Annotated in this window: 26 protein-coding genes; 20 read left to right on the top strand and 6 right to left on the bottom strand. The window is 65.9% G+C overall.

The window, feature by feature from the left end:
• Nucleotides 1–68: 68 nt before the first annotated feature.
• From OXS31_RS06365 to OXS31_RS06290, 16 genes are all read left to right on the top strand, one after another.
• The gene (locus OXS31_RS06365) at nt 69–1,619 is read left to right on the top strand and encodes a sugar ABC transporter ATP-binding protein (RefSeq protein ID WP_267398365.1); all 1,551 of its coding nucleotides are present in this window, start codon (nt 69–71) and stop codon (nt 1,617–1,619) included.
• Nucleotides 1,620–1,656: 37 nt separating this feature from the next.
• Nucleotides 1,657–2,643 (top strand): ABC transporter permease, encoded by a 987-nt coding sequence (locus OXS31_RS06360; RefSeq protein WP_027602020.1) that lies wholly within the window; start codon nt 1,657–1,659, stop codon nt 2,641–2,643.
• Nucleotides 2,644–2,673: 30 nt separating this feature from the next.
• Nucleotides 2,674–3,618, top strand: coding sequence for an ABC transporter substrate-binding protein (locus tag OXS31_RS06355; RefSeq protein ID WP_027599699.1), 945 nt, complete (start codon nt 2,674–2,676; stop codon nt 3,616–3,618).
• A gap of 14 nt (nt 3,619–3,632) precedes the next feature.
• Nucleotides 3,633–4,649, top strand: a complete 1,017-nt coding sequence (locus OXS31_RS06350) for an aldo/keto reductase (protein ID WP_267398363.1) — start codon at nt 3,633–3,635, stop codon at nt 4,647–4,649.
• 112 nt (nt 4,650–4,761) lie between these two features.
• The gene (locus OXS31_RS06345; protein WP_267398362.1) at nt 4,762–5,772 is read left to right on the top strand and encodes a zinc-binding alcohol dehydrogenase family protein; all 1,011 of its coding nucleotides are present in this window, start codon (nt 4,762–4,764) and stop codon (nt 5,770–5,772) included.
• Between the two features lie 29 nt (nt 5,773–5,801).
• Entirely contained in the window at nt 5,802–6,140 is a 339-nt protein-coding gene (locus OXS31_RS06340; RefSeq protein WP_027602017.1) for an L-rhamnose mutarotase, read from the top strand.
• A gap of 64 nt (nt 6,141–6,204) precedes the next feature.
• The gene (locus OXS31_RS06335; RefSeq protein WP_027599703.1) at nt 6,205–6,912 is read left to right on the top strand and encodes a FadR/GntR family transcriptional regulator; all 708 of its coding nucleotides are present in this window, start codon (nt 6,205–6,207) and stop codon (nt 6,910–6,912) included.
• A gap of 157 nt (nt 6,913–7,069) precedes the next feature.
• Nucleotides 7,070–7,954 (top strand): MurR/RpiR family transcriptional regulator, encoded by an 885-nt coding sequence (locus OXS31_RS06330; protein WP_074582913.1) that lies wholly within the window; start codon nt 7,070–7,072, stop codon nt 7,952–7,954.
• Nucleotides 7,955–8,155: 201 nt separating this feature from the next.
• Nucleotides 8,156–9,004, top strand: coding sequence for a transporter substrate-binding domain-containing protein (locus OXS31_RS06325; protein ID WP_027602015.1), 849 nt, complete (start codon nt 8,156–8,158; stop codon nt 9,002–9,004).
• A gap of 8 nt (nt 9,005–9,012) precedes the next feature.
• The gene (locus tag OXS31_RS06320) at nt 9,013–9,630 is read left to right on the top strand and encodes an urea carboxylase-associated family protein (RefSeq protein ID WP_074582917.1); all 618 of its coding nucleotides are present in this window, start codon (nt 9,013–9,015) and stop codon (nt 9,628–9,630) included.
• A 10-nt stretch (nt 9,631–9,640) separates the two neighbouring features.
• Nucleotides 9,641–10,282 (top strand): urea carboxylase-associated family protein, encoded by a 642-nt coding sequence (locus tag OXS31_RS06315; RefSeq protein WP_150338821.1) that lies wholly within the window; start codon nt 9,641–9,643, stop codon nt 10,280–10,282.
• 3 nt (nt 10,283–10,285) lie between these two features.
• Entirely contained in the window at nt 10,286–10,939 is a 654-nt protein-coding gene (locus tag OXS31_RS06310; protein WP_218125371.1) for an amino acid ABC transporter permease, read from the top strand.
• Nucleotides 10,939–11,598 (top strand): amino acid ABC transporter permease, encoded by a 660-nt coding sequence (locus OXS31_RS06305; protein ID WP_267398359.1) that lies wholly within the window; start codon nt 10,939–10,941, stop codon nt 11,596–11,598. Before OXS31_RS06310 ends, OXS31_RS06305 begins: the two co-directional genes overlap by 1 nt.
• 19 nt (nt 11,599–11,617) lie before the next feature.
• Entirely contained in the window at nt 11,618–12,301 is a 684-nt protein-coding gene (locus OXS31_RS06300) for an urea carboxylase-associated family protein (RefSeq protein WP_108580997.1), read from the top strand.
• Between the two features lie 140 nt (nt 12,302–12,441).
• On the top strand, nt 12,442–12,711 hold the full coding sequence (locus OXS31_RS06295) for a hypothetical protein (RefSeq protein WP_223855445.1): 270 nt from the start codon (nt 12,442–12,444) through the stop codon (nt 12,709–12,711).
• A 120-nt stretch (nt 12,712–12,831) separates the two neighbouring features.
• Nucleotides 12,832–13,248, top strand: coding sequence for an NUDIX domain-containing protein (locus OXS31_RS06290; RefSeq protein ID WP_108580998.1), 417 nt, complete (start codon nt 12,832–12,834; stop codon nt 13,246–13,248).
• A gap of 85 nt (nt 13,249–13,333) precedes the next feature.
• On the opposite strand, the gene OXS31_RS06285 is transcribed toward OXS31_RS06290, so the two are convergent.
• Together OXS31_RS06285 and OXS31_RS06280 are read right to left on the bottom strand one after the other, a co-directional pair.
• Nucleotides 13,334–15,781 carry a DUF2309 domain-containing protein gene (locus OXS31_RS06285; protein WP_267398356.1) on the bottom strand — a complete coding sequence of 816 codons (2,448 nt, stop codon included), beginning with the start codon at nt 15,779–15,781 and terminating at the stop codon, nt 13,334–13,336.
• Complete coding sequence (locus OXS31_RS06280; RefSeq protein WP_267398355.1) at nt 15,778–17,304, bottom strand: NADH-quinone oxidoreductase subunit L; 1,527 nt, start codon at nt 17,302–17,304, stop codon at nt 15,778–15,780. The genes OXS31_RS06285 and OXS31_RS06280 overlap by 4 nt, the downstream gene beginning before the upstream one ends.
• Nucleotides 17,305–17,407: 103 nt before the next feature.
• Between OXS31_RS06280 and OXS31_RS06275 the strand changes: the two genes are divergently transcribed.
• Nucleotides 17,408–18,307 carry a LysR family transcriptional regulator gene (locus tag OXS31_RS06275; protein WP_027602005.1) on the top strand — a complete coding sequence of 300 codons (900 nt, stop codon included), beginning with the start codon at nt 17,408–17,410 and terminating at the stop codon, nt 18,305–18,307.
• Nucleotides 18,308–18,375: 68 nt separating this feature from the next.
• On the opposite strand, the gene OXS31_RS06270 is transcribed toward OXS31_RS06275, so the two are convergent.
• Entirely contained in the window at nt 18,376–19,245 is an 870-nt protein-coding gene (locus OXS31_RS06270; RefSeq protein WP_267398353.1) for an NAD(P)-binding domain-containing protein, read from the bottom strand.
• Between the two features lie 15 nt (nt 19,246–19,260).
• Nucleotides 19,261–19,881, bottom strand: coding sequence for an RraA family protein (locus OXS31_RS06265; protein WP_144944660.1), 621 nt, complete (start codon nt 19,879–19,881; stop codon nt 19,261–19,263).
• Nucleotides 19,882–19,978: 97 nt separating this feature from the next.
• Between OXS31_RS06265 and OXS31_RS06260 the strand changes: the two genes are divergently transcribed.
• A complete protein-coding gene (locus tag OXS31_RS06260; protein WP_027602003.1) occupies nt 19,979–20,878 on the top strand; it encodes a LysR family transcriptional regulator in 900 nt (299 codons plus the stop codon).
• Nucleotides 20,879–20,959: 81 nt separating this feature from the next.
• On the opposite strand, the gene OXS31_RS06255 is transcribed toward OXS31_RS06260, so the two are convergent.
• Entirely contained in the window at nt 20,960–22,333 is a 1,374-nt protein-coding gene (locus tag OXS31_RS06255) for an MFS transporter (RefSeq protein WP_267398352.1), read from the bottom strand.
• Nucleotides 22,334–22,692: 359 nt separating this feature from the next.
• On the opposite strand from OXS31_RS06255, the gene OXS31_RS06250 reads away from it, so the two are divergent.
• Nucleotides 22,693–24,708: a U32 family peptidase gene (locus OXS31_RS06250; protein WP_267398351.1), complete on the top strand. Its 2,016-nt coding sequence runs from the start codon at nt 22,693–22,695 to the stop codon at nt 24,706–24,708.
• Nucleotides 24,709–24,766: 58 nt separating this feature from the next.
• Here the strand turns inward: OXS31_RS06250 and OXS31_RS06245 are convergent, their stop codons facing one another.
• Nucleotides 24,767–25,471 (bottom strand): glutathione S-transferase family protein, encoded by a 705-nt coding sequence (locus OXS31_RS06245; RefSeq protein WP_267398350.1) that lies wholly within the window; start codon nt 25,469–25,471, stop codon nt 24,767–24,769.
• A gap of 305 nt (nt 25,472–25,776) precedes the next feature.
• On the opposite strand from OXS31_RS06245, the gene OXS31_RS06240 reads away from it, so the two are divergent.
• Nucleotides 25,777–26,409, top strand: coding sequence for a pyridoxamine 5'-phosphate oxidase family protein (locus tag OXS31_RS06240; protein ID WP_027602000.1), 633 nt, complete (start codon nt 25,777–25,779; stop codon nt 26,407–26,409).
• The last annotated feature ends 15 nt before the right edge of the window (nt 26,410–26,424 follow it).

Genomic DNA, 26,424 nt, shown 5'->3' with positions numbered 1-26,424 from the left:
GTGTAGCTTTCCCTGCCATGGATCTCACATAGGGCAGCGACCCTAGAACAACAACAAGAGAGAGCACCATGCTGGATACCCCATCGCCCCGCGGCGAAGGTGGCGGCCCCGTACCGGCTGCGCCCGCGCCCTGTCTGACGCTCGAAAACATCTCCAAGCGCTTTCCCGGCGTCGTGGCCCTCAACGATGTCAGCCTCAGCCTCTACCCGGGTGAAGTCCACGCCATCTGCGGCGAGAACGGCGCCGGCAAGTCCACCCTGATGAAGATCGTCAGCGGCCAGCAGCCGCCGGACGAGGGGCGGATCCGCTACCTGGGCGAAGAGCGGCAATTCAAGTCGGTGTCGGAAGCCGAGCAGGTGGGCATCGCCATCATTCACCAGGAGCTCAACCTGGTACCCCACCTCACGGTGGCGGAAAACATCTTCCTGGCCCGCGAGCCGGTGCGCTTCGGTCTGATCGACAGGCGCAAGATGCAGGCGGACACCGAAGCCTGCCTGGCGCGCCTGGGCGTGGCCATCAGCCCCCGCGCGCCGGTCTCCAAGCTGTCGGTGGCCCAGCAGCAGATGGTGGAGATCGCCAAGGCGCTGTCGCTGGACGCCCGGGTGCTCATCCTCGACGAACCGACCTCCTCCCTGACCGAAAGCGAGACCCAGGCGCTGTTCAAGGTCATCCAGGACCTCAAGGCGCGCGGCGTCGGCATGCTCTACATCTCGCACCGGCTGGACGAGATGCGCCACATCGTCGACCGGGTGACCATCCTGCGCGACGGTCGCTACGTCTCCACCCAGCGCTTCGCCGAGACCAGTGTCGACGCCATCGTGGCGGGCATGGTCGGACGCTCCCTCGACGAGAAATTTCCGCCACGCACCGCCGTGCCCACTGGCGAGGTGCTGCTGCGGGCGCGGGGCCTGACCCGCAAGGGGGTCTTCCAGGACATCAGCTTCGAGCTGCGCCGCGGCGAGATCCTCGGCTTCGCCGGCCTCATGGGCGCCGGGCGCACCGAGATCGCCCGGGCGATCTTTGGCGCCGAGCGGCTGGATGCCGGCGAGGTGGAGATCAACGGCCGCGCGGTCAGCATCCGCAGTCCGCGCGACGGGATCGATGAAGGCATCGCCTACCTGTCCGAGGACCGCAAGAAGGACGGCCTGGCGGTCAAGATGACCCTGGCGCACAACCTGACCCTGGCCAATCTGGACGCCCTCTGCGGGCCGCTGGGCTTCATTCGCTTCGGCGAGGAGGCGCGGGTCGCCCAGGACTACGTGCGGCGGCTGGACATCCGCACGCCCTCGATCGACAAGGTCACCCGCTATCTCTCCGGCGGCAACCAGCAAAAGATCATCATCGGCAAATGGCTGTTCCGCGACGCCCGGATCATGTTCTTCGACGAGCCCACCCGGGGTATCGACGTCGGCGCCAAGTACGCCATCTACGAAATGATGGACCAGCTGGCGGCCCAGGGCATCGGCGTCGTCCTGATCAGTTCGGAGCTGCCGGAATTGCTCGGCATGAGCGATCGGATCCTGGTCTTTCACGAAGGTCGCCTGACCGGCGATGTCGAGACCCGGGCCACCTCCCAGGACCAGATCATGCACTACGCCTCCGGCTGCACGTCGCACTGACGGCAGCTCGCCCACGCGTGTCGAGCGAGACAGAGAAATGACCGAAAAACAAAAAGAATTCCTGCAGAAGTTTGGCGCCCTGGTCAGCCTGCTGGCACTGATCGCGGTGTTTTCCTCCATGAGCAGCGCCTTCCTGACCATGGGCAATGGCATGAGCGTGGCCTTGCAGGTCACCTCCATCGCCTTTCTCGGCCTCGGCGCGACGGCGGTGATCATTACCGGCGGCATCGACCTCTCGGTGGGCTCGGTGCTAGCCCTGGCCGGCGTGGCCAACGCCATGGCGGTCAAGGCCGGCGCGTCCATCGAGGTGGGCATCCTGGTCGGCCTGATCGTCGGCGGGATCTGCGGGGCGATCAACGGGCTGTTCGTGACCCTGGTCAAGCTGCCGCCCTTCATCGCCACCCTGGGCATGATGCTGGTGGCCCGCGGCCTGGCGCTGAGACTGACCGATGCCCAGCCCATCTCCGGCCTCGGCGCCGCCTTCGGCGTGCTCGGCAACGGCACCCTGGGGCGCATCGAACGCATCGGCGACGACGGCTTTCCCAACGTGATCTTTCCCGGCATCCCCTACCCGGTGATCATCATGATCGTACTGGCCATCGCCCTGTGGCTGGTGCTCAGCCGCACCCGCCTGGGCCGCCACATCTACGCCGTGGGCTCGAACGCCGAAGCGGCCCGGCTCTCCGGGGTCAAGGTGCGCGCGGTCACCCTCTTCACCTACGTGCTGTCCGGCGTGCTGGCCGGCCTGACCGGCGCGGTGCTGATGTCACGCCTGGTCACCGCCCAGCCCAACGAAGGGGTGATGTACGAACTGGACGCCATCGCCAGCGCGGTGATCGGCGGCACCTCCCTTTCCGGTGGCATCGGCAGCGTGTCGGGCACCCTGATCGGCGCCTTCACCATCGGCGTCTTGCGCAACGGCCTCAACATGCTCGGCGTCTCCAGCTTCACCCAGCAGATCATCATCGGCCTGGTGATCCTGCTGACCGTCTGTATCGACCAGCTCCGCAACCGCAAGAAGTGAACCCTCGATAACAACAACAAGGAACGACCGATGAAAAACTTCAAGAAAGTGGTCCTGGGTGTCGCCCTCTCCGCCGCGACCTCCCTGGCGCTGGCCGGTAACGGCGAGATCGCCGTCATCGTCAAGAGTGCCAACTCCAACTACTGGCAGAACGTGCAGAAAGGCGTCCAGGAAACGGCCAAGCAGCACGCCAACTACAAGGTCACCTTCCAGGGACCGGCGTCGGAATCGGCGATCGCGGACGAGGTGAACATGGTGGTCAACGCCGTCAACCGTGGCGTCTCGGGCATCGTGCTGGCGCCGTCCGACCCCGATGCCCTGGTCCCGGCCATCAAACAGGCCTGGGAAGCCCATATCCCGGTGGTGCTGATCGACTCCTCGGTGGCGGAAAGCGGCGCGCCCTACTACCAGTCCTTTCTCTCCACCGACAACAACAAGGCCGGCGAGCTGTCCGCCCAGCGCATGATCGAAAAGGTCGGCAAGACCGGCAAGATCGCCATCATGTCCTATGTGCCGGGCACCGGTTCGGAAGTGGGCCGGGTCGGCGGCTTCCGCAAGTACCTGGAGCAGCATTCGCAGCTGACCGTGGTGGGCCCCTTCTATTCCCAGTCGCAGATGGCCAACGCCCTCAACCAGACCACCGACGTCCTGGCCTCCAATCCCGACCTCAAGGGCATCTACGGCGCCAACGAACCCACCGCGGTCGGCATGGCGCGGGCCATCGCCCAGTCCGGCAAGGCCGGCAAGCTGCAGGCCATCGGCTTCGACGGCAACGAGGACCTGCAGGGCTTCGTCCGCGACGGCACCCTGGACGCCATCGTGGTGCAGAGTTCCTATCGCATGGGCCTGGAATCGGTCGCCACGGTGATCAAGGTCATCGAGAAGCAGAAGGTGCCCAAGTTCATCGACACCGGCGTCCTGCTCATCGACAAGGCCAACCTGGACAGCCCTGACGCACGCAACGTGCTCTATTGAGCGGAGGCCTGGCGATGAATCTCTCCGAACGGCGTCCCCTGGCGAAAAGCCCGCTGGCCCTGCCGGTGCTCGGGCTCGGTTGCTCCCAGCTGGGCGGGCTGTACCGGGACATGCCGCTGCAGCAGGCCGTCGACACCCTGGCCGGCGCCTGGCAGCAGGGCATCCGCTATTTCGACACGGCGCCCTTCTATGGCTATGGCCGCTCGGAGCATCGCCTCGGTGCCTTTCTCGACGAACAGCCACGGGATGACTTCGTGCTCAGCAGCAAGGTGGGCCGGCTGCTCGCGCCCAATGGCAGCGAGCGCGCCAACGGCGACGGCTGGGAACGGCCGCTGCCCTTCAAGCCGGTCTACGACTACCGCTACGACGCCATCCTGAGGTCCCACGAAGACAGCCTGCAGCGACTGGGGCTGGCGCGGATCGACATCCTCTATGTGCACGACATCGGCCGCCGCACCCATGGCGAGCGGCACGACCTCCACTGGCAGGCGCTGACCCGGGGCGGCGGTTTCCGCGCCCTGGAAGAGCTGCGCAGCAGTGGCCAGATCCAGGCCATCGGCCTGGGCGTCAACGAATGGGAGGTGGTGGTCGACAGCCTCGAGGAGTGCCCGCTGGACTGCACCCTGCTGGCCGGTCGCTACACCCTGCTGGAACAGGAAAGCCTGAAGCCCCTGCTCGATCGCTGCCGGGCCCAGGGCCACGCCATCGTCGCCGGCGGAGTGTTCAACTCCGGGATCCTCGCCGGTGGCCAGCACTTCGACTATGGCGCCGCGCCGCCGGTGGTGGTCGCCAAGGTGCGGGCGCTGCAGGCGGTCTGCCAGGAATTCGCGGTCCCCCTGGCCGCCGCCGCCCTGCAATTTCCCCTGGCCCATCCGGCGGTCGCCTCGGCGGTCATCGGCGCACGCAGCGCCGAGCAGGTCGCCAGCAACCTGGCCTGGCTGCAGGCGCCCATTCCGGCGGAGTTCTGGAGCACCCTCAAGCAGCGCGGCCTGCTGGACGCCGACGCTCCCGTGGCGGGAGCCCCGGCATGAAGCCGCACCGCCCTTTCCACCCGCCTCTGTGGCGACGGACGCTCGCCGCCATTCCCAACGAGCGCCCGGCCCTGAATCCAACGTGCATCCCGATGCGATGCGGAGTCTTCCTATGCTGACCGTCATCTGTGAAAAACCCGGCCTGCTGGTCTCGCGCGATACGCCCAAGCCCGCCCGAGGCGAAGGCGAAACCCTGATCCGCATCCGCCGGGTCGGCGTTTGCGGCACCGACCTGCACATCTACGAAGGCAACCAGCCCTATCTGGAATACCCACGGGTGATGGGCCACGAGATTTCCGGCGTCGTCGAGGAAACCGACGACAGCGGGCGCCTGCAGGCCGGGGATATCGTCTACGTGGTGCCCTATCTGTCCTGCGGCCAGTGCATCGCCTGCCGCCAGGGCAAGACCAACTGCTGCACCAGGATCGCGGTGCTGGGCGTGCATCGCGACGGCGCCCTCACCGAATACCTCAGCCTGCCCGACCGCTTCGTCTTCAAGGCCGAGGGCCTCAGCCTCGACCAGGCGGCCATGGTGGAATTTCTCGCCATCGGCGCCCATGCCGTGCGCCGCTCGGGCCTGGGCCAGGCCCAGCGCGTGCTGGTGGTGGGCGCCGGTCCGATCGGCATGGCCGCGGCCATCTTCGCCGGTATCGCCGGGGCCCAGGTCACCGTCCTCGACACCCGCACCGATCGCCTGGCGTTCTGTCGCCAGCATTTGAAGGTCGCCGCCACGGTCACCGTCGGTGACGGCGACAAGGACGAACTGGCGCGGCTGACCGATGGCGAATTCTTCGATGTGGTGTTCGACGCCACCGGCAACGCCCGCGCCATCGAGCGGGGTTTCGAATTCGTCGCCCATGCCGGCAGCTATGTGCTGATCTCGGTGGTCAAGGACCACATCCGCTTCGCCGACCCCGAATTCCACAAGCGCGAGACCACCCTGCTCGGCAGTCGCAACGCCACCGCCGAGGACTTCCAGCACGTCGAGCGCTGCCTGCGCGAAGGCCTGATCCCGGACCAGGCGCTCAATACCCATCGCCTGCAACTGGCCGAGTTGCCTAATCGCTTCGCCGAGCTGCTGGACCCGGCCCGCGGTGTCGTCAAAGCCATCGTCGAAATCTAACGAGCCTGACCTGGCCGAGGAGCGAGACCATGACACGCTACTGCCTGTTGCTGGACCTGCGGGACGACCCCGAGCTCATCGCCGAATACGAACGCCAGCACGCGGCGGTCTGGCCCGAGGTCATCGCCCATCTGCGCGAAGCCGGCGTCGCCAACATGACGATCTGGCGCCTCGGCTGCCGCCTGACCATGCTGCTCGAAGCCGGGCCGGACTTCTCCTTCGCCCGCATGCAGGAGCTGGAACAGCGCAATCCGAAGGTCCAGGAATGGGAAACCCTGATGGCGCGCTATCAGCTGTCCTCGCCGGAGGCGGGATCGGAAAAGTGGCAGCTTGCGACCCCGCTGTTCGAACTGGCGGCCCTGCCCTAGGTCGCTGGCGCCGATCCGGGTAGCCCGTGAGATACTGAAGCCCTTGAAGATGCAGGTTTCATCGATGACGCTGCCCACTGCCACCACCGAAAGAAAGCTCTACCAGAAGATCGCGGATCGCCTGCGCCAGCATATCCGCGAGGGCGCCATCGAAGCCGGCACCCGCCTACCGCCGGAGCGCGACCTGGCGCAGTTGCTGGGCGTCTCCCGGCCGTCGCTGCGCGAAGCCCTGATCGCCCTGGAGATCGAAGGCAGCATCGAGGTCCGCCAGGGTTCCGGCATCTATGTGAACGCCGCCCTGCTCAACAACGGCGCGCGGACCTCCACCCTCGGCGAGAGTCCTTCGGAGCTGATGCACGCCCGGGCGATCATCGAAGGCGCGGCCATCGTGCTGGCCTGCTCCCTGGGCGGCAAGGCCGACTACCGCTACCTGGCGAAGTGCATCCAGAACATGAGCGACAAGATCGCCCAGGGGCTGTCGCCCATGGAGGACGATCGCAAGTTCCACTGCCGCCTGGCCCGGATGAGCGGCAACTCCACGCTGGTGCGCATCATCACCTCGCTGTTCGACGAGCGCCACAGCCCCATCTCCACCCATGTCGCCGAGCAGACCGAAAGCCAGAAGACCTGGGGCGTCGCCGTGGCCGAGCACGAGGCCATCCTGCGCGCCGTGGAAGCCCGCGACCTGATCGGCGCCCAGACCGCCATGCGCCACCACCTGCTCTGCTCGGAAGCGCGCTGGCTGGAGGGGTTCGCGTCCAGCGAGGAGTGAGGAAGAAGCAGGACAGCCAGGACATCCGCCGCGGCCATTGGCATCCACCCTAGGGCGCTTCGTCTCATGGCCTCGCCGAATGCCCGGGCGGAGCACTACGCTCGGCAACGCCTTTGCCGCTAGACTGCAGCCTCCCCTCGCAGATCAGAGCCGCTCGATGCTGCCATCCGACAAGACTCGGCTACCGACACCCACCTCCCTGGAGAGTCGGATCAAGGCACGCTACGAACAGATGTCGGTCGTGGAGCAGAAGCTATCCGACGTGATCCTGGCCGCCCCTGGCCAGCTCGCCATGCAAACGGCGACGGAGCTGGCTACCCGTGCCGGCGTCTCCAAGGCCACCGCCACTCGCTTCTTCCGGACGCTGGGCTATGCCTCCTACGACGAAGCCAGGCGCCAGGCCCGAGTGCTGCGTGGAGAGGGCTCACCGCTCTATCTGCAGGATCGCGGCGCCACCGAACGCACGGTGGATGACCTCCTGCAGCATCATCTGGAGCAGGAACTGGCCAACGTCCGGCAGACCTACCAGTCGCTGAACAGGGACGAACTCTTTGCTGCCGTGCACGCCATCGTGGGTGCCCGGCGGGTGGTCATCATCGGCTTTCGGCATAGCCAGACCATCGCCCACATGGTCCGCAGCCACCTGATCCAGGTTCGCGACGACATCCTGCTGCTGCCCTCGCCCGGCGATAGCCTGGCCGAATATCTCGCAGGCCTGGGGCCAGACGATGTGGCCATCTGCATCGGGCTGCGGCGACGGATGCCGCAACTCGAGAAGACCATGGTCGTGATGGGCCAGCTGGGGGTCCGCATGCTCTACCTGGCCGATGTCCTGGCCGGCAGCCCCGCACAACTGGCGACCTGGGTGATCCGCTGCCACACCGAAAGCACCCTGATGTTCGACAGCAACAGCAGCGTCTCGGCCATGACCAATCTGCTCTGCTCCCTGGTCGGCAAGGAACTGACGGCCCGCAAGACCTCCCACCTGGAAACTGCCGAGCGTCTGCACCAGCAGCTGGAAGAGCTGGATAACTCACGCTGACGCACCATTTCAATTCGTCATGCACCGGATCAAGGCAGCGGATCAGACGTGCGCCCAGGCATCAGAAACATAAATTTCAAATATAAATTATAAGAAACATTAGTTTCTTCAACAGGTTGCGGCAGTCGCTCCGCCGCTCGGCTGACGTGGCATGCTTTCTGCGATGACGCTTGGGTCACCCCACCCGACCAAGGCGCTCCCATGACTTCTCTCCCTTACCGCTGTGCGCTGACGCTTTCCGCCCTGGCCCTCGGGCTCGGCCTTCTGGGCGCCGCCAGCGCCGATACCCTCGATGACGTGAAAGCCAGGGGCAAGCTGGTCGTGGCCATAGATCCCACCTTCGCGCCCTACGAGTACACCGACGCCAGCGGCACCATCGTCGGCTACACACCGGAAATCATGCAGCGGGTGGCCGCCCGACTGGGCGTCGCACTCGAGTACCAGAAGATGGCCTTCAGCGGGATCATTCCGGCACTGATCGCCGGCTCCGTCGACGCCGAAGGCTCCTCGCTCAACGTCACCGCCGAGCGCGCCGCCAAGGTGCTCTTCACCGTGCCCTTCGGCAAGAGCGTCAACGCGGTCCTGGTGCGTGCCGACGAGACCCGGGTGACGGCCTCCCCGCTCACCGTCGAAGCCCTCTCCGGCCTGACCGCTGCGGTCAAGGCCACCACTGCGCCCGAGCAGTTGCTCAAGCAGTTCAACGTCCAGCTGAAGGCTCAGCAGCGCCCGCCGATCAAGATCATCAGTGTCGACAGCGTCGACCAGACCCTGGCCGCGCTCATGACCCGCCGTGCCGATTTCGTCTTCGACGATCTCACCGTGCTGGGCGGTCTGACCAAGCAACTGCCCGGCAAGGTCAAGCAGGTCGGCGAACTGGGCGACAGCCAATGGATCAGCTGGGCCACCCGCAAGGACGACGAGCGCCTGAACAAGGTGATCAGCGATGAAATCATCGCCCTCGAGCAATCCGGCGAACTGAAAACGCTGCAACAGCGCCACCTCGGGGTCAGCTTCGACCTGCCCACCACCGACTTCATCCCCCGCCAGTGAGTCTTCCCATGCCTTGCCCAACCCATCAGGTGCACGTCCCGGCCGGGCACGGCCGGACTTTCGAGGTTCGTGCCGGCCAGTACCTCACCATCATCGACATTGACGGGCAGCAGGCGGCGGACTTCGTCGCCGTCGTGCTGGGCCAGCTCGAGGAACAACTGTCCCCGGTACACACTCGCCGTCGCCTCAACTCGCTGTTCTTCACGGTCGGCGACTGCCTCTACTCTACGGCCGACGAGCCGCTGCTGGAGGTGATCGCCGACACCATCGGCGTCCACGATGCCAACGTGCCAGCTTGCGATCCGACCCGCTTCAGCGTGGATTTCGGCGTGGACGGCCACCGCAACTGCCTGGACAACCTGCACGAAGGTCTGGCCGGCTACGGCCTGCTGGCGGTAAACGTGCCGGAGCCCTTCAACCTGTTCCAGAACGGACCGGTGACCGCGGACGGCCGCATGCAGGTCACCGACCCCAGGAGCAGGGCGGGCGATCACGTGGTGTTCCGGGCGCTCAAGGACCTGGTCTGCGCCGTGTCCTCCTGTCCGCAGGACATCATTCCGGGCAATGGCCTGCACGTGACGCCCATTGATATCCGCATTGCCGACACCGCTCCCACCCCCGCCTGAGGACCGCCCCATGCTGTTGATGAAAGAACACCTCGCCGAGCGCGCGCCGCTGCCCTTGCAGCGGGTCGACGTCCCTGCCGGAAGTGCCGGTTCGATCGCTGTGAAGCGAGGTCAGTTGCTGCGGATCGAAGCCCTTGACGCCGGCACGGTGGCCAGCCTGTTCGGCTTCAGCGAGGAGGATCCCATGGTGCATCTCTCGGTCCACCACACCCGGGTATTCAGTAACTCCTATGTTCTAAGCTCGGGCATGCGGCTGGTGAACAACCGGCGGCGCCCGGTGATGGTCCTGGGCAAGGACAGCCTGGGCACCCACGACCTGCTGCTGCCCGCCTCCACCAGCGCCTTCCTACGCAGCCGAGGCTATACGCAACCCGGCTGCGTCGAGGCGGTACAGGCCGAACTCGCACGCCTGGGTCGACAACCGCCCAAGCTTCCGGATCCCATCAACCTGTTCATGCATGTCGTGCTGGAACGCGATGGCAGCCTGCATCCCCAGCCGAACCGGACGAAAGCGGGCGACCGGATCACCTGTCGCGTGGTGCAGGACATGCTCTTCGTCGTCTCAACCTGCTGCACCGGCATTCCCGGCAACGATCAGGTCGGCGCCGTGGCACTTTCGGTCGCGGAAAGCCTGAGCGACTTCCCGGAGTAACCCGTGCTGGAACAGATGCTCAAGATCCTGCCGGAGCTGGGTCCCGGATTGCTGGTCACGCTGGAGCTGACGCTGGCCGCAGCGCTGCTCAGCTTCAGCGTCGGCCACATCGTCTGGTGGCTGCGCCAGCGCCAGGCATGGCTGCCCAGCCGACTGGGACGCCTGTACATCAGTTTGATGCGCGGAACGCCCTCCATCGTTCAGCTGTTCCTGGTGTTCTTTTCGCTGCCGCTGCTCGGCCTGGGCGGCAAGCCGCTGCTGGCCGCGGTGCTCGCGCTCGGCCTGAACAGCGCCGCCTATACCGCGGAAATCCTGCGGGGAAGCTATCGCAACCTGGCCAGCGGCCAGACCGAGGCGTCCCTCGCTTTGGGACTCTCCCGCCTGCAGTGCTGGCGCCACGTCCTGGCACCCCAGGCGCTGCGGAGCAGCCTGCCAGCGCTGGTCAATGAATTCACGCTGATCGTCAAGACCACGCCCCTGGCGTCCGTGATCGCTGTGACCGAGCTGACCTATGCCGGACAGTTGATCATCGCCCGCACCTACGAGGCCGGACCGGTGATGCTACCGGTCGTCGCCGGCTACCTGCTGGTGTGCTGGCCGATCCTGCTGCTCGCGCGGCGCCTGGAAGGGCGTTTCGCCACCGCGAGGAACCCCTGATGGATTTGGGCATCATCCTGACCTACGCCCCATCGTTGCTCGCCGGACTGATCTACACGCTGCAGCTCTCCCTGGTCACGGCGCTGCCCGCCCTGCTCCTGGCCGCCCTGCTAGCCTGGATCCGGCTGCGCAGCCGCAATCCACTGCTGCAGACGCTGGCGCGCGGCTACACCGACCTCATCCTGGGCCTGCCGCTGCTGGTGCTGATCTATGTCCTCTTCTTCATCCTGCCGGAATACGGCCTCACCCTGTCCTCGCCCCTCGTGGGGGTGACGGCCCTGACCCTGTACTATGGTCCCTATCTGGCCCAGGTTCTGCGCGCCGCCTTCGCGGCCATTCCTCCCGGGCAATTCGAGGCCTGCAGCGCCCTGGGCATGTCGCGCTGGCAGAGCTTTCGCCATGTCGCCCTGGCCCAGGCGCTACCCGTGGCCCTGCCACCGGCGACGGGTCTGTTCATCGGCCTGCTGAAGGATTCGGCATTGCTGTCGGTGGTATCGGTCGAGGAATTCATGTACGCGGCCAAGCAGGCCATTTCGGAAAGCTACGCCCCCCTGGAAATCTATCTGGCGGTCGCCTTGAGCTACTGGCTGGTCACGCTCGCCATCGACGCGGCCGCCGGCGCCTGGGAGCGCCGCCTTGCCCGCCATCGTATCCCCTAGTCATCCACGAGGTTCATCCATGCCCTCTCCCGCCGCTTCCATCGTCATACCCGCCGGTCACGGTAAGGCCATCCGGCTACGCACCGGCCAAAGCGTGCAGGTCATCAATACCCACGGTACCCAGGTCGTCGACTGCTGGGCCTGGAACGCCTATGACCTTAACGAATACATGTGCATGGAGGCCACTCGGGTCTATACCCAGCACCTCAATCCCGTGGTCGGCGACAGCTTCGTCACCAGCGAGCGCCACCCGATCCTGACCGTGGTCGAAGACACCTCCCCGGGGGTCCACGATACCTTCATGGCGGCCTGCGACCGCCGGCGCTACGAGTTGCTCGGTTGCACCCACTACCACAGGAACTGCACCGACAACCTGGTCGAGGGCATGCTGGAACTGGGCGTCACGCCGCCCCGGCGCAGCCTCGCTTCCTTCAATATCTTCATGAACATCCGGGTACAGCCGGACAACATCCACCTGGCCACCCTGCCCACAGTGACCCGCCCAGGCGACTTCATCACCCTTCGCGCGGAAATGGATTGCTTCGTCGCCTTCTCGTCCTGTCCCCAGGATATCGTCAGCATTCAGGGGGAAGGCGACAACACGCCCAAGGACGCCGAGCTGCGCATCCTCGACGACGCCTATCCACACATCCCGCTCCGCGGTCCCTGGGTACCTGCGCATCTGGCAGCACGATCGGGCTGAGCCGCCAGATGCGCCGGTGTCACCTCGGGTGACGCCGGTCGCTGCCAGGTGACTCTGCCCTGGTGCCTGAGGTCGCGCTTTAACACTTGTTTACAAGCGTTCAGGAAGTTTTACACGCGGCCCTTTATCGATCGATACCCTTGACCCCCGGCGATGATTCGCTGAATGCCGTTTTCGCGCAGAGGGTTACCGAGGTGAGGCACGTCCTGAAGAGCATCGGCGCGATCGCCATGATATTGGGCCTGGCTATCGTCCTTCTGGGGTGGCTGATCGATCCCTCCCTTTCACTGCAACGTGGCATCAGGTTCGCTTCGATAAGGCGCGAATTCCTGCAGACGGACCTCTTCCTCTGGGGCGCCCTGCTGTTCGCGGCAGGGTTCAATGGCTATGCGCTACACAGCGATCGCTGAAATAGATCTTCGACGGCCGTCACGCGCCCTCATGACCAGGCGTAGCCAGGAGCGCCGACGATTGCCTTTTCGATCGGTTCACTGCAGGGTGATCCGCCCACGCTTACCGGGACGTATGCCTTGACCCCTACCCTCCACATCGCCGCTGCCATCCTCCTGAACGAACGTCAGCAGGTGCTGCTGGTACGCAAGGGCGGTACCACCGCCTTCATGCAACCGGGCGGCAAGGTGGATCCGGGGGAGCAACCCTTGGAAGCCCTAATCCGCGAACTGCGGGAAGAACTCGGCCTGGTCATCACCGCGGAGGCTGCGACCTTTCTCGGCAATCACCAGGCGCCCGCCGCCAACGAACCCGGGTTCAGGGTCGATTGCGCGCTGTATCAGGTCGCCCTGCGCGCGGGGGACCAGGCGGTGCCTGCCGCCGAGATCGAAGAGGCGGTATGGGTCGCAGTGGACGAGCCCGGCGATCTGCCGCTGGCGCCCCTGACCCGCGACGTGATCCTTCCACTGCTGAGGCAGCAACTGCTGACCCCTTAGCACCCGGTCTCGATCTCCAGGTCAAGGATGCCAGCCGTGCCATACCAGGCCGTCTGTAGCAGCAGGCGGCCGGCGCCGGCAAGCGTCAGACTCTGGGCAACGGCTGCCACCCCCCGGCCGTGCGCAGCTCGAGGCAGGCCGGCAGGCCATACAGACGCAGCAGGTGCAGCCAGCCGTTGCGCACCAGATCGCGCACGACGGCGTGGTTGGCGATCACCTGGTCGATCATCGCGCGCGGTGCCTCGATCACCACGTGCAGGCGTAGCGGCCGGTGCATCCATTGCTGGCCGTCGTGCAGCGACTGGCGCGCCAGACCGGTGCGCAGGTCGCCGCCGTTGCCTTCGAACACGCCGATATGGCCGCCCACCACGTTGTGCAGCAACTTGTTGCCGCTGCCGAAGCGCAGGTTGTCGGTGGTCGAGGTGAAGTACTGCAGGTTGATCCAGTGCGCCACCACCATGGGCGCCGTCATGATCAGCTCCAGCACCTTGCCCTCCTGGTCCTGCCGCCAGTCGTAGTCGTGCAGGAAGGCGCGGCCCTCCAGGTCAACCGCGCGGGTGCGCGCCCGCGGTGCGGCGATGAAGGCGGCATTGCCGGCGAGGCCCCATTCCGGCCGGGTCTGCGCCCAGTCACGGGCCCGCCGGCGCAGCTGGCCGAGCAATCTTTCCGGCTGCGCCGGCAGCGGCGCCAGGCCCAGTTTGCCCGCCCGCTGCCGCCGCACCTCGGCGCTGGCGCTGTCCAGTGCCAGCCGCAGGCGCTGCCAGCTGGGCTGGAGCTCTGCCGGAAGCGACTCACACCCGAAGACCTGCACCTCATCCGTCGTGGTGTTGTGCAGCCCGGCCAGTACCTGGCAGTGCGGCGGCAGGTCGAGTCCGCGCACCCGCAGCCCGGCGCGCACCTGGGCATCGTTGAGCAGGCCGGCCAGCAGCCGCGCATTGATCTCGCCGCTCTGACCACAGCAGGCGCCGCAATCCAGACCCGCCGCCTGAGGGTTGTTGGCGCTCTGGCTGCCATGGCCGAGCAGCACCAGCAGGGGCGGCACCGGTCCGTTCAGGCCCATGGCCTTGAGGATACGCTCGGCCAAGTCGACCCGCTGCAGCTGTGACATCTCCGGTAGCTGTGGTTGCAGCTGTTGCCGCTCATGGCGGCGCCAGGCGCTGAGTTCGGGCGAAGGCGCGCCACTGGCCAGGCCATATGTCCGTCCCAACAGCGCGCCGGCATAGCCCAGCCCGACGCTTTCCACCAGGGTGAAGGTCGAGGCCGGCAGCCGCTCGAACAGCCGCCAGCGACCCAGCCGCGCCAGACGACCTTGACGCACCTGTGCCAATTGCCGATCCCGTATGGCATCGCCACTGCCCTCGCTGACCTGCAGTTGCGGCGCGAGCAGGCCCGGCAATTGCGGGCGCGTGGCACCGGTACCCAGCGGGGTAAAGGCGATGGGCAGCCCGAAGAAGCCGGCGAAACCGCCGGTTTCCAGGGCCGGGCAAGTCTGCTCCAGGGCGCGCCTGAGGAGCTCGGAGCGGACGTCGATACAGAAGAACAGCTTGGCCAGTGGCACCGGGGGCAAGGCCGCCGGTACGCTGTGGCACAGCGCCTGCTGCAGGTGCTCCTGCCAGGCCAGCTCGTCGGCGCGCTGCCACAGCTGCAGGGCCTGCCAATTGGCCGAAGGCATCCGCTGCAAGCCCTCCTCCCAAGCCGCCCGCCAGCACTGCCAACGACTGTCGGCATCGCGCCGCCGATCATCCACCAGCCACTCCCAGGCCGCTCGAATGGCCAGCAACTCCAGCAGCGTGCGGTCGTCCTCTCCCTGTAGCCGGGCCTCCCAGCGCCGATAGGCGCACCAGGAGGCCCAGCCCAAGTTGCGCAGCAGCAGGCAGTCGAACCAGGCGGCCCAGTCTGATGCCGGCAGCCCCAGGCGGTCGACCGCCGCCTCCAGGGCCGCCTCGGGTAGTGCCGGCAATTCGGCGATCCGCTGGTGCAGCTCGCGACAACCGCTGAGTACGCTCAAGCCCCGGTCAACCAGCAGGCTGGCGCGCCAGGTCTGATAGAGCCCGCCACCGTCTGACGGACGCCAATCCGCCTGTTCACGATCGAACCAGGCTGCGCAACTCTGGCCGATCTGGTGGGTGATCAGCGCCGGCCAGCCCGGGAGCGGGATCCCTGGCTCGGCCAGATCTTCCAGCAGCGGCAGCCCTTGCCCGACCTCGGCGGGAGCGTCCAGCGCCTCCAGCAGCCAGGTCGGCTTGCAGGACGACCCCTGCTCGGCCAGCGCCTGCTGTAGATGACGTTCGGCGATACGCCCCTCCCGCCAGGCCTGGCAATAGTCGGCCGCTTTCAGGGTCAGGCGGCTGCCGGCCCGTTGCCAGAGTTGCGCGGCCACGGCCTGCCAGGCCTGGTCGCGCCGCTCCCACAGCGGGTTCACAGCGATCATGCGATCCAGCGGCCAGGTCGGTGCGATGCGCGCACAGGCCTGGCGGGCGGCCTCGTGCAGGGCCTGCTGCTCAAGGCTGGGAAGTGTTTCGAGGACGGTCATGCGCGGTCTCCAAGGGTTGCGTTCAGGGGCTGAGGCGCACGCGCCGGCCAAAGGCGAAAGGTCAGGCGGGTGAAGTGCTCGTCCAGGTAGAAACCGGCAAAAGCTAGGGGATAGAGCCGTTGCGCCAGGGCGCCGTGCGGCCGGGCCAGCAGCAGGCCCTGCACCAGGTAAAGTCCGACCAGCATGACCATCGCCACCACGGTCAGCGGCAGCGGCGCCGTGGCGAGGTGCTGGTCGAGCAGCCAGCCGGCTGCCTGGTGCCACAGCAGGTAAGCGCCGAGCAGCAGGCCGAACATGAGCAGGCCATGGGCGGGCTGGTCGCGGCGCAGGCACCAGGGCGCCAGGCCGATTGCCAATAGCGTCAGAGCCACCAGGGGCAGCTCATGGCTGGGCAGCAGCCAGCGCCAGAGTCCTTGCAACAGGAGCAGCGCCAGCGCGGCCGTGAGTAGCGCCCGCAGCAGGCCGCCCAGTTCGAGCGTGGGTGCCGGCGGCTGCAGGGCATGCTGGCGGGCGTGGGCCACCGTCTCGCCGGCGGCGAGGAAGGCATGGGCCTTGTAGAGCGAGTGGGCCAGCAGGTGCACCAGCGCCAGTTCGTACAGTCCTAGCCCGCATTCCAGCAGCATCAGGCCCATCTGCGCGCAGGTCGACCAGGCCAGGCGGACCTTGATGCTGATCCGGGTCATCATCACCAGCGCGGCCAGGACCGCGGTCAGGCCGCCAATCAGCACCAGCAGGCTCTGCGCCGGCACTGCGGCGGAAAACAGCGGGGCGAAGCGCAGCAGCACGAAGCCGCCCAGGTTGACCACCCCGGCATGCAGCAGGGCCGAGACCGGCGTGGGCGCCTCCATCACCTGGATCAGCCAGCCATGCACCGGCAACTGCGCCGACTTGAGGATCACCGTCAGCGCCAGCAGCAGCGCCGCGCCCTGCCATTCCCAGCCGAGCGGTCCCCCCGCCTGCACCTGGGCGGTCACGGCGGTGAGGATCAGCGAAATCTGGCTGCTCCCGCCGGCCTGCACCAGCAGCAGGGTCGCCAGCAGCAGACTGACATCGGCCAGGCGGCTGGCGAGGAATTTCTTGTGGGCTGCGACGACCGCCTGGGGGCGTTCGCGGTAGAAGGTCAGCAATAGATGCAGGTACAGACTGGACAGGATCCAGGCACCTGCCACCAGCACGAGGCTACCGCTGGTGACCACCGTGGCCACCGCCGCCAGGGTGCCCAGCAGCGCGAGCACATAGCGCCGCTGCCCGGCCTCCCCCTCCAGATAGCGTCGGGAATACTCGATGATCACCAGCGCCAGCAGGCTAACCAGTCCGGCCATCGCCAGACCCAGGCGGTCGGGGTGCCGGGTGTCGTGGAGCGCCTGCAGCCAGGCCGCCAGCACCAGGAAGACGCCCAGATAACCCGCGACCCGTGCGGGTAGCCAGAGTCGGCTGGGTGAAGCGAGGACGGCTGCGGGCAACAGCGCCAGGGCATAGACCCAGGGCAACAGGGGAGCCAAGGAAAACAGCAGGCTAGACATCGTGCACACTCCATGAACACCAGATACCGATAGTTTCAGGATGTGTACGAATTATTTAAAATAGATTGATCAGAACCTAACGTTCACTTTTGAAGAACGAATCATGCGCCGCCTCAATTTTCACCACCTGCACTACTTCTGGGCCGTGGCCAAGGAAGGCAATCTCACCCGCGCCGCCGAGGCGCTGCATGTCTCCCAGTCCGCCCTCTCCACCCAGATCCGCGTCCTGGAGGATCAGCTCGGCCACCCCCTGTTCATCCGCTCCGGACGCAGCCTGCGGCTGACCGAAGCCGGGCAGCTGGTGCTGGACTACGCCGAGACCATCTTCGCCCTGGGCAGCGAGTTGCAGGACACCCTGCAGAACACCCAGGAAGCCAACCAGACGCTGCGCATCGGCTCCGTGGCGACCCTCTCGCGCAACTTCCAGGAAAACCTGCTGCGCCCCTTCCTCGGTCGTGAAGACCTGGTGCTGACCCTCGAATCCGGCAGCGTGGACGAACTGCTGGAGCGCCTGGCGCTGCACAAGCTGGACGTGGTGCTGACCAACCAGGCGGTGAGCGCCGACAGCCAGCGCACCTGGCAATGCCGCCTGCTGCATCGCCAGCCGGTGTGCCTGATCGGCCCACCGCGCCAGGACAGTCGCCCCTTCGATCTCCACCGCGACCTGCAACAGGCCCGCCTGATCGTGCCGGGGCGCAGCAGCGACGTGCGCAGCCAGTTCGACGTCTATTGCAGCGGCCAGGGGCTGACGCCCCGCATCTGCGCCGAGGTCGACGACATGGCCTTGCTGCGCCTGCTCGCCCGCGACTCCGGCGACATGGCCCTGCTGCCCGCCGTGGTGGTCCAGGACGAACTGCGCAGCGGCGCCCTGCAGCTCTACGCCGAAGTCCCAGAGATCGCCGAGCGCTTCTATGCGGTGACCCTGCAGCGGCAGTTCAGGCTGAGCATTCTGGAGGAGTTGCTGGGGCAGCCAGCGGTGCCGGATACCGCCTTAGCGCCATAGGCATTTTGATCCCGGTTAACGAGATCGCCGAGCGGTGACATTCGCTCGGCGTCACATGGAGTGCCCCGCTACCTCACCACGCCATTGGCCTTGAACAGCCAATCGAAGGCCTGGCCAAGACTCGGCGATGCCGTGTCGATAGGCGCGTGTGCCAGCTGCGCGGATGTCCGAGCGAATACCTCCCTCACCCCAGGCAGCACCGCCACCGGTAGCTCGGCGGCCCGCAGTTGGCGTTCGGCCTCTTCCACTTCCTTGAGACGGCGCGGGGCATGCACGACATGCGTCCTGATGAGGGCGCCGAGAAAGTCTCTTAATGAGGCCTGGTCGATATCGCTCAGGGCGTCATGAAGCTTTTCCGTGACACCCTGCTTCTCGGCCGCCATGAAGCACTCGATGGTCAAGGCTTCCAGTCCCTTGGTGAACACGCTGCGCAGGATCTTCAGGGCGGCTGCATCGCCCGCGGCGCCGCCCTCGACGGGCTTGAGCGGTGCGCCGGCTTCGGCAAAGAGGACGACCGCGCGCTCCAGGCCGATACCGGCGGCCAGCAGATTGGTTTTCGCGTGCGTCAAGGCGATGGCCCCCAGGATGGCCACGTCCACATAGGGAATGGAGCGCTCGGCCGCAATGGCCGCGGCTCGTCTGATCTGCTCCGGATCCGCGGTGGTCATGTCGATGAACAGCGCACCCGTCCGCATAAGGGCGAGCGCCTGCTCGGCGACTGGCAGCGAGACAGTGCCGAATACGCAGGAGACGACGACATCGCAATCGGCTACCCCATCCTCCATCGAGGAGACGAGAGCCACGTCATGCTCTTTCGCGAAGGCCTGGGCCCTGGGTGAAGGCTTGAGGTCACACAAGAGGATCTCGTGGCCTGCTGCCGCCCAGGGGTGCGCGTAGGTAAGGCCCACTTCGCCTGCGCCGATAATCGCTAGTTTCATTTGCTTGTTCCGTAATCAGTGGGCCGCGTAGGCGCCCCGGTAGGTTCCCGCGGCAATCTGCGCGAGCATTTCCGCTTCCTTGCGCTCGGTCGCCAGGCAACGGTCGAGCAGCCCCGCCGCCTGGGCCAGGGGAAAGGCGACGATGCCGTCATGGTCACCCACGACGAGGTCTCCTGGTGAAACGATCATGTCGCCAATGCTCACCGGCACGTTGATCTCCCCCGGGCCGTTCTTGTAGGGGCCACGGTGATAGCCCCCGCGAGCGAAGATGGGGAAGCTGCCCTTGCTGATCGTCGCCAGGTCGCGAATCGCCCCATCGACAACGACGCCCGCGGCACCGCGTTTTTCCGCGATAGCCGCCATGATGTCGCCCATCAGGGCGCGACTCAGGTCGCCACCGCCATCGACCACCAGCACCTGGCCAGGGACGAGAAGCTCCAGCGCCTGGTGGATCGCCCGGTTGTCGCCGGCGGGTACTTTGACGGTGAGCGCAAGGCCGGCCATGGTGCCTTCGATCCGGTGGAAGGGCCGCAGCGGAGCGCCTGGAAGCCGGTCGAGACAGTCGCTGATGATCGAGGTGGAGGTGCGGGCAAAGGCTTCGACCAGCGAGGTCGGACTGGAAGCGTTGACGTTCATAAGGGCTCCTCTTGTTGGATAACGTCGAGGATAGGCCCGTGGCCAAATAGAAAAAGCGATATTAAGGTATGGCCATTCATGCCCTGGAGGAATGCCAATGGTCACGCTACGCCAGTTGCTGGCGCTGCACTGGATCGAACGTCTGGGTACCTTCGAAAGGGCCGCAGAGCATCTCAACACCACCCAGTCAGCCATCTCGAAACGGGTACAGGAGCTGGAGTCCTCCACCGGCCTGCAGTTGTTCGATCGCTCGCAGCGGGGTGCCCGCTTCACCGCCGAGGGCGAGGAACTGCTGGTCATCGCGCGCGAGATGCTCGATCTGAACGAGCGCATCACCTCGCTCAAGGACGGCAAGCACGTCACCACCCGCCGTCTGCGACTGGGCGTTACCGAACTTACCGCCTGGACCTGGCTACCGCGCCTGGTCACGCGCCTGGTTGCCGACTTCCCCGGGCTTACCGTGGAGCCGGAAGTCGACATGAGTCGCAATCTGCACGAGCGGCTGATGGACGATCTGGTCGACCTCATCGTGATACCGGACACCTTCACGGCGCCCGAGGTCACCAGCGTACCCCTCGCGACCGTGGAGAATGCCTGGATGGCCGCGCCGGGACTGGTCCGGAGTTCAGGCGTGGTGGGCCTGGCCGAGCTGGCCAAGTATCCCATGCTGATGCAGGGCAAGAAGTCAGGATCGGGCCTGTTCGTAAATCGCTGGCTGCATGCCCGCGGAATAGAGCTGCCCAGGATCCTCTCCTCCGACAGCCTCACCGCCATGCTCGGTCTGGCCTCGGCGGGCCTGGGCGTCACCTACCTGCCACGCGAATGTTTCCGCCCGCTGGTGGACGAAGGCAAACTCGTCATCGTCGAGACCGATCCCGAGCTGCCACCGGTTCCCTACATGGCGATGTACCGCAATGATCGGCCCTCGACCTTCGTCGCCGAGATCGCCACGCTGGCGACGCAACTCTGCGACTTCACGAAACAGTTGCAGCGTTAGCCCGCTATCGCCAGACCGTCCTGCGGCTACCAGAGCGACAGCGCAGCAGACGGCCGTGATCGTGAACCAAGGTTCCGCCCCCTAGTCAGCAGAGGCCTCGACCGGCGCGGTAGCCGGTTCGGAAATGGTCAGCACGAAGGCCAGCGCAGCCAAGGAGCAGACGCCGAGGAAGATGAACACCGCCGTCCAGCTGTAGCTATCCAGCAGGAAGCCGGTGATCAGCGGCGCCATGGCGCCCCCCGCCTGGCCCGCGCTGTTGACCACGGATGCAGCCACCGGATAGGTCGTTCTGGTGGTCAGTCCCATCGAATAGACCGAGAACGACGAGTAGCCGATGTTGAGCAGAAAGCCGGTACCGAACAGCAACAGACTGACCGCGAGCAGCCCATTGGGTGCGTAAACCAGAGCGACCATCATCACGCAGGTCGCTACCGCGCTGATCATCATGGTCGGTTTGCGACGGCGGTCCAGGATTCGATCCGACAGCCAGCCGCCGACGATATTGCCGAGCACCCCGCCAACAAAGGGCAAGGACGCCACGAAGCCGACCTGCATCAGTTCGAAGTGCTTTACCTCGCCCAGGTACTTGGGAAGCCAGGCCAGGAGCACGTTCACCACTCCGGTCATCAGCAGGTAGCCCAGCCCACAGCCCCAGATGTTCCAAGACCTGAACACGGAGCGGGACGTATCCAGGAGGGGGGTGCCCTCATAGCGCAGCGCGCGGTCGAGCCTGCCGAAATCCCGGTGCTTACGGACCGACTCGCTGTGCGCGGTCGTCTGGTCTTCGATGTGTTCGGCTTCGGCGTCACTGACCTGCTTGCAGGCTCTCGGATCATTGGGGACGAGCCACCACCACAGCAAGGCGAGCAGCACACCTGGCAGGGCGAAGGCGATGAACATGGTGCGCCAGCCATCGAGCAGAATCAGCGCTGCCCCCAATGGCGGTGCTATCACCGCGCCCATCTTGGCGGCGGACAGGAAGGCGCCGGTAGCCGTGCCCTTTTCCCGCGGCGGAAACCAGCGGTTGATGGTGCTCAACATCGACAGGGGCAAGGCGGCTTCTGCGACGCCCAGCGCCGAGCGATAGATCTTGAGCATACCGATGCTGTGGGAGGTGCCGATCAGCAGCGTCACGAGCGATGTCAGGCCAATCGCCGCGGGGGCGACCACGCGCACGCTGACCTTACTCAGCAGAAAGCCCGCCGGTATCTGACCGAGCGAGTAGAACAGGAAGAAGGCACTGACCAGCAGACCCACCTCGGCATTGGTTGCGCCGAACTCCTTCTGGATATAGGGCAAGGCGATCCCGATATTGGCCCGATCGGCTGCAGCGAGCATGTACACGACCACGATGACCGCCAGTACCACCCAGCGATAGCGGGTCCTGGACCGCGTCTGTAGCGCTGCCCGTTCCGCCACTGCCGGTGCCGGCTTTGAAGCCAGGGATTCGGTCATGAGTCCTCCGATTTTTATGTTTATTAAAGGTGACGGAGGTTTTACGACGGCCCATTAATGGAAAAAAGCGATAAAGAGGCACAGGCATTCATTCCTCTTAGGAATGAGCAGCGCCCCCAGTCGGCGGGATAGCGATGCTTGAGCCCTTGGCAGCCGGCTTGCGGGTCGCGATCACTGCACTCCCCGGGCAGGAATAAGGGTCGGAAACACGGATGACTGTCGGTCAGCCGGCGGGTCTGTGAATCCTCCCCCCGGTTGATGGACTGGCCCAACCACCCAGCACCCCAGGCGTGCCCTCCTCCCCCTCGCCCGCTACAATGCGCGCCTTGCCGTTCCACGCCTGATCGAGAAGAAACGCCATGTCCCTGCCCAAGCACCATCTGGAATTGCTCAGCCCTGCCCGCGATGTCGGTATCGCCCGGGAGGCCATCCTGCATGGGGCCGATGCCATCTACATCGGCGGGCCGAGCTTTGGTGCGCGGCACAATGCCTGCAACGAGGTCAGCGAGATCGCCGAGCTGGTGAAATTCGCCCGCCGCTACCATGCGCGGGTGTTCACCACGATCAACACCATCCTGCATGACGACGAGCTGGAGCCGGCGCGTAAGCTGATCCACCAGCTGTACGACGCCGGCGTGGATGCGCTGATCGTGCAGGACCTGGGCGTGCTGGAACTGGACATCCCGCCGATCGAGTTGCATGCCAGCACCCAGACCGACATCCGCACCCTGGCGCGGGCCAAGTTTCTCGACCAGGCCGGCTTCTCCCAGCTGGTGCTGGCGCGCGAGCTGAATCTGCAGGAGATCTCGGCCATCGCCGCCGAGACCGACGCGGCCATCGAATTCTTCATCCATGGCGCCCTGTGCGTGGCCTTCTCCGGCCAGTGCAACATCTCCCACGCCCAGACCGGTCGCAGCGCCAACCGCGGCGACTGCTCCCAGGCCTGCCGCTTGCCCTACACCCTGAAGGATGACCAGGGTCGGGTAGTGGCCTTCGAGAAGCACCTGCTGTCGATGAAGGACAACAACCAGAGCGCCAACCTGCGCGCCCTGGTCGAGGCCGGCGTGCGCTCCTTCAAGATCGAGGGGCGCTACAAGGACATGGGCTATGTGAAGAACATCACCGCCTACTACCGCCAGCTGCTCGACGAGATCCTCGAAGACCGCACCGACCTGGCGCGCGCCTCCAGCGGTCGCACGGCGCACTTCTTCGTGCCCGATCCGGACAAGACCTTCCACCGCGGCAGCACCGACTATTTCGTCACCGACCGCAAGATGGACATCGGCGCCTTCGACTCGCCGACCTTTACCGGTCTGCCAGTGGGTCGGGTGGAAAAGGTCGGCAAGCGCGACTTCATCGCCGTGACCGAGGAGCCGCTGTCCAACGGCGACGGCCTCAACGTGCTGGTCAAGCGCGAGGTGGTGGGCTTTCGCGCCAATATCGCCGAGCTCAAGGGCGAATTCGAGGAGGACGGCGCGAAGCGCTATCGCTATCGCGTCGAACCCAACGAGATGCCCGAGGGGCTGTTCCGTCTGCGCCCGAATCATCCGCTGTCGCGCAACCTGGACCACAACTGGCAGCAGGCCCTGCTCAAGACCAGCGCCGAGCGCCGCATCGGCGTGCGCTGGCAGGCCGAGCTGCGCGAGCAGCGGCTAGAGCTGACCGTCACCAGCGAAGAAGGCGTCAGTGTCTCGGTTGCCCTAGACGGTCCCTTCGGTGTGGCCAACAAGCCGGAGCAGGCGCTGGATGGCCTGCGCGATCTGCTGACCCAGTTGGGCACCACCGAATACCACGCCCTGGACGTGAGCCTGGATGCACCCCAGGCCTTCTTCGTGCCCAATTCGCAACTCAAGGCGCTGCGCCGCGAGGCCATCGAGCAGCTGACCGCTGCCCGCGTCGCCGCCCACCCGCGCGGCAGCCGCAAGGCCGAGAGCTGTCCCCCGCCGGTGTACCCCGAGTCGCACCTGTCGTTTCTCTACAACGTCTACAACCAGAAGGCCCGCGACTTCTATCATCGCCATGGCGTACAACTGATCGACGCGGCCTACGAGGCCCATGAAGAGCCTGGCGAGGTGCCGGTGATGATCACCAAGCACTGCCTGCGCTTCTCCTTCAACCTCTGCCCCAAGCAGGCCAAGGGCGTCACCGGCGTGCGCACCAAGGTCGCGCCGATGCAACTGGTCCACGGCGACGAGGTGCTGACCCTGAAATTCGACTGCAAGCCCTGCGAGATGCATGTGGTGGGCAAGATGAAGGGCCACATCCTCGACCTGCCGCTGCCCGGCAGCCAGGCCGCGGCCAAGGCGCTCGCCAGCATCAGCCCGGAAGACCTGCTCAAGACCATCCGCAACAAGCCGACTGGGTACAGTCACTGAGCCCTGAGGGGCTGACGTCGCTGCTGGCTAGCCAGCAGCGATCCGCCGGCTCGATTCGCTAGCGCTCGGCTGGCGCGGGTGTCTGCCGCGCCAGTCCGTTGTAGGCGTCGAGCATCCGCCCACACCAGGCGGTGATGGGGTCGTCCTGGGCCAGCAGGGGTTGGGCGCTGACGATTCGCGCCCACTGAAAGGCGCCGAAGACGATGTGATCGGCATAGGCCGGGGCTTCACCCGCCAGGTAATCCTGCAGGGCCAGGGTGCTGCGCAGGGGCTTCAGGACTTCGCGGAAGGCCTGCAACGAAGTCTCGCGCTGCCCAGCCAGGGCCTCCAGGGACACGCCAAACGCCGCTTCGCGGGTCCGCTTGAAATAGTCCTTATCGGCTTCATCCAGCACCGCATGGACGTCGGGCAGGATCACCCGCGCCAGCGCCGGATGGACACTGTCCGCGACCCATTGGTTGATGAAGCGCGTCGTAGCCTTGAGCGAAGCATCGCCCAGCAGCGAGGGCCGCTCGGGGTATTGGCGATCCAGGTACTCGGCGATGGCCCAGCTGTCGCTCACCCACTGCTCGCCATCCACCAGCACCGGTACCTTGCCCTGCCCCGAAGCGGCGATGGCCTCCTTCTCGTGAAAGCGCCAGGCAATGGTCTCGACCGGCAGCCCCTTGTGCGCCAGCGCCAGCCGTATGCGCCAGCAATAGGGGCTGAAGCGGCAGCTGTCGTCGGCACCGGTCAATTCGTACAGGCGTAGCGGAAGGCTCATCAGGATGTCTTCTCTTGGTTAACCAATGGGGATTCACGGGTGACGGTCGGGTCGCGCACAGCCACCGATCAGGTCTTCTGGGACCGCGGCAAACGGCTATAAGCACCCGACCGCTTGCGCTTTCTTTGGTCCGCCATGGCGAAGGTCGCTAGCCAGGCGACGCTTGCGGGAACCTGCTCACAGACCGAGCCCCCATCCCGCCTATCGGCTACAGTTCAGCCAACCCTTCGGCTGCCGCGAACGCCAGGCGCCGGAAAACCCGCGCGCGAGAAGGCGCGAAAAGCACCTCGAACCAGGAGTCGCACATGGAGCAGGACAACCCCGCGCAGGACTACCTCAGCTCGCTGGAGGCGCTGGAAAGCCTCTACGGCGAGGTCGCGGCACCCTCGATCCTCAAGGAGATCGATCACATCCACCCGGTTTACCAGCCCTTCATCGAAGCCGCGTCCTTCGTGGTCCTGGCCTCCTCGGGGCCTCAGGGACTGGATGCCTCGCCGCGCGGCGATGCGCCGGGCTTCGTGCATGTCGAGGATGCCAGGACGCTCTACCTGCCGGATCGCCGGGGCAACAATCGCCTGGATACGCTGCGCAATGTCCTCCAGGATCCCCGGGTGGCGCTGCTGTTCCTGATCCCCGGTATCGGCGAAACCCTGCGCATCAACGGCACCGCCCGGATAGCGGTCGATCCGGCCTTGCTGGCCCGCTTCGAGGTCAAGGGTCAGCGCCCGCGGACCGTACTGGAAGTCACGGTCACCAGCGTCTACTTTCAGTGCAGCCGCGCGGTGATCCGGGCCGGCCTGTGGGATCCCTCCAGGCACCTGGCGCGCAGCGCGCTGCCCTCTCCCGGCACCATCCTCAAGCAGCTCTGCCCGACGCAGGTGGACGGCGACGCCTACGACCAGGCCTTGCCGCAGCGTATCGCCAGCACGCTCTACTAGGGCTGCCCGGCCCTG

This window comes from Pseudomonas sp. GM_Psu_1 (assembly GCF_026544185.1).
Taxonomy (GTDB): Bacteria; Pseudomonadota; Gammaproteobacteria; order Pseudomonadales; family Pseudomonadaceae; genus Chryseomonas; species Chryseomonas oryzihabitans.
Note: the sequence above shows the minus strand (reverse complement) of the source record. Positions and strands in the feature narration are given on the sequence as shown.

Coding starts and splice junctions, on each gene's coding strand:
- OXS31_RS06335 (WP_027599703.1), top strand. CDS start 6,205: ATGACGCTGCCCACTGCCACCACCGAAAGAAAGCTCTACCAGAAGATC.
- OXS31_RS06270 (WP_267398353.1), bottom strand. CDS start 19,245: ATGAAACTAGCGATTATCGGCGCAGGCGAAGTGGGCCTTACCTACGCG.
- OXS31_RS06265 (WP_144944660.1), bottom strand. CDS start 19,881: ATGAACGTCAACGCTTCCAGTCCGACCTCGCTGGTCGAAGCCTTTGCC.
- OXS31_RS06350 (WP_267398363.1), top strand. CDS start 3,633: ATGAATCTCTCCGAACGGCGTCCCCTGGCGAAAAGCCCGCTGGCCCTG.
- OXS31_RS06305 (WP_267398359.1), top strand. CDS start 10,939: ATGGATTTGGGCATCATCCTGACCTACGCCCCATCGTTGCTCGCCGGA.
- OXS31_RS06240 (WP_027602000.1), top strand. CDS start 25,777: ATGGAGCAGGACAACCCCGCGCAGGACTACCTCAGCTCGCTGGAGGCG.
- OXS31_RS06325 (WP_027602015.1), top strand. CDS start 8,156: ATGACTTCTCTCCCTTACCGCTGTGCGCTGACGCTTTCCGCCCTGGCC.
- OXS31_RS06260 (WP_027602003.1), top strand. CDS start 19,979: ATGGTCACGCTACGCCAGTTGCTGGCGCTGCACTGGATCGAACGTCTG.
- OXS31_RS06255 (WP_267398352.1), bottom strand. CDS start 22,333: ATGACCGAATCCCTGGCTTCAAAGCCGGCACCGGCAGTGGCGGAACGG.
- OXS31_RS06360 (WP_027602020.1), top strand. CDS start 1,657: ATGACCGAAAAACAAAAAGAATTCCTGCAGAAGTTTGGCGCCCTGGTC.
- OXS31_RS06365 (WP_267398365.1), top strand. CDS start 69: ATGCTGGATACCCCATCGCCCCGCGGCGAAGGTGGCGGCCCCGTACCG.
- OXS31_RS06315 (WP_150338821.1), top strand. CDS start 9,641: ATGCTGTTGATGAAAGAACACCTCGCCGAGCGCGCGCCGCTGCCCTTG.
- OXS31_RS06355 (WP_027599699.1), top strand. CDS start 2,674: ATGAAAAACTTCAAGAAAGTGGTCCTGGGTGTCGCCCTCTCCGCCGCG.
- OXS31_RS06275 (WP_027602005.1), top strand. CDS start 17,408: ATGCGCCGCCTCAATTTTCACCACCTGCACTACTTCTGGGCCGTGGCC.
- OXS31_RS06285 (WP_267398356.1), bottom strand. CDS start 15,781: ATGACCGTCCTCGAAACACTTCCCAGCCTTGAGCAGCAGGCCCTGCAC.
- OXS31_RS06300 (WP_108580997.1), top strand. CDS start 11,618: ATGCCCTCTCCCGCCGCTTCCATCGTCATACCCGCCGGTCACGGTAAG.
- OXS31_RS06330 (WP_074582913.1), top strand. CDS start 7,070: ATGCTGCCATCCGACAAGACTCGGCTACCGACACCCACCTCCCTGGAG.
- OXS31_RS06245 (WP_267398350.1), bottom strand. CDS start 25,471: ATGAGCCTTCCGCTACGCCTGTACGAATTGACCGGTGCCGACGACAGC.
- OXS31_RS06280 (WP_267398355.1), bottom strand. CDS start 17,304: ATGTCTAGCCTGCTGTTTTCCTTGGCTCCCCTGTTGCCCTGGGTCTAT.
- OXS31_RS06340 (WP_027602017.1), top strand. CDS start 5,802: ATGACACGCTACTGCCTGTTGCTGGACCTGCGGGACGACCCCGAGCTC.
- OXS31_RS06250 (WP_267398351.1), top strand. CDS start 22,693: ATGTCCCTGCCCAAGCACCATCTGGAATTGCTCAGCCCTGCCCGCGAT.
- OXS31_RS06320 (WP_074582917.1), top strand. CDS start 9,013: ATGCCTTGCCCAACCCATCAGGTGCACGTCCCGGCCGGGCACGGCCGG.
- OXS31_RS06345 (WP_267398362.1), top strand. CDS start 4,762: ATGCTGACCGTCATCTGTGAAAAACCCGGCCTGCTGGTCTCGCGCGAT.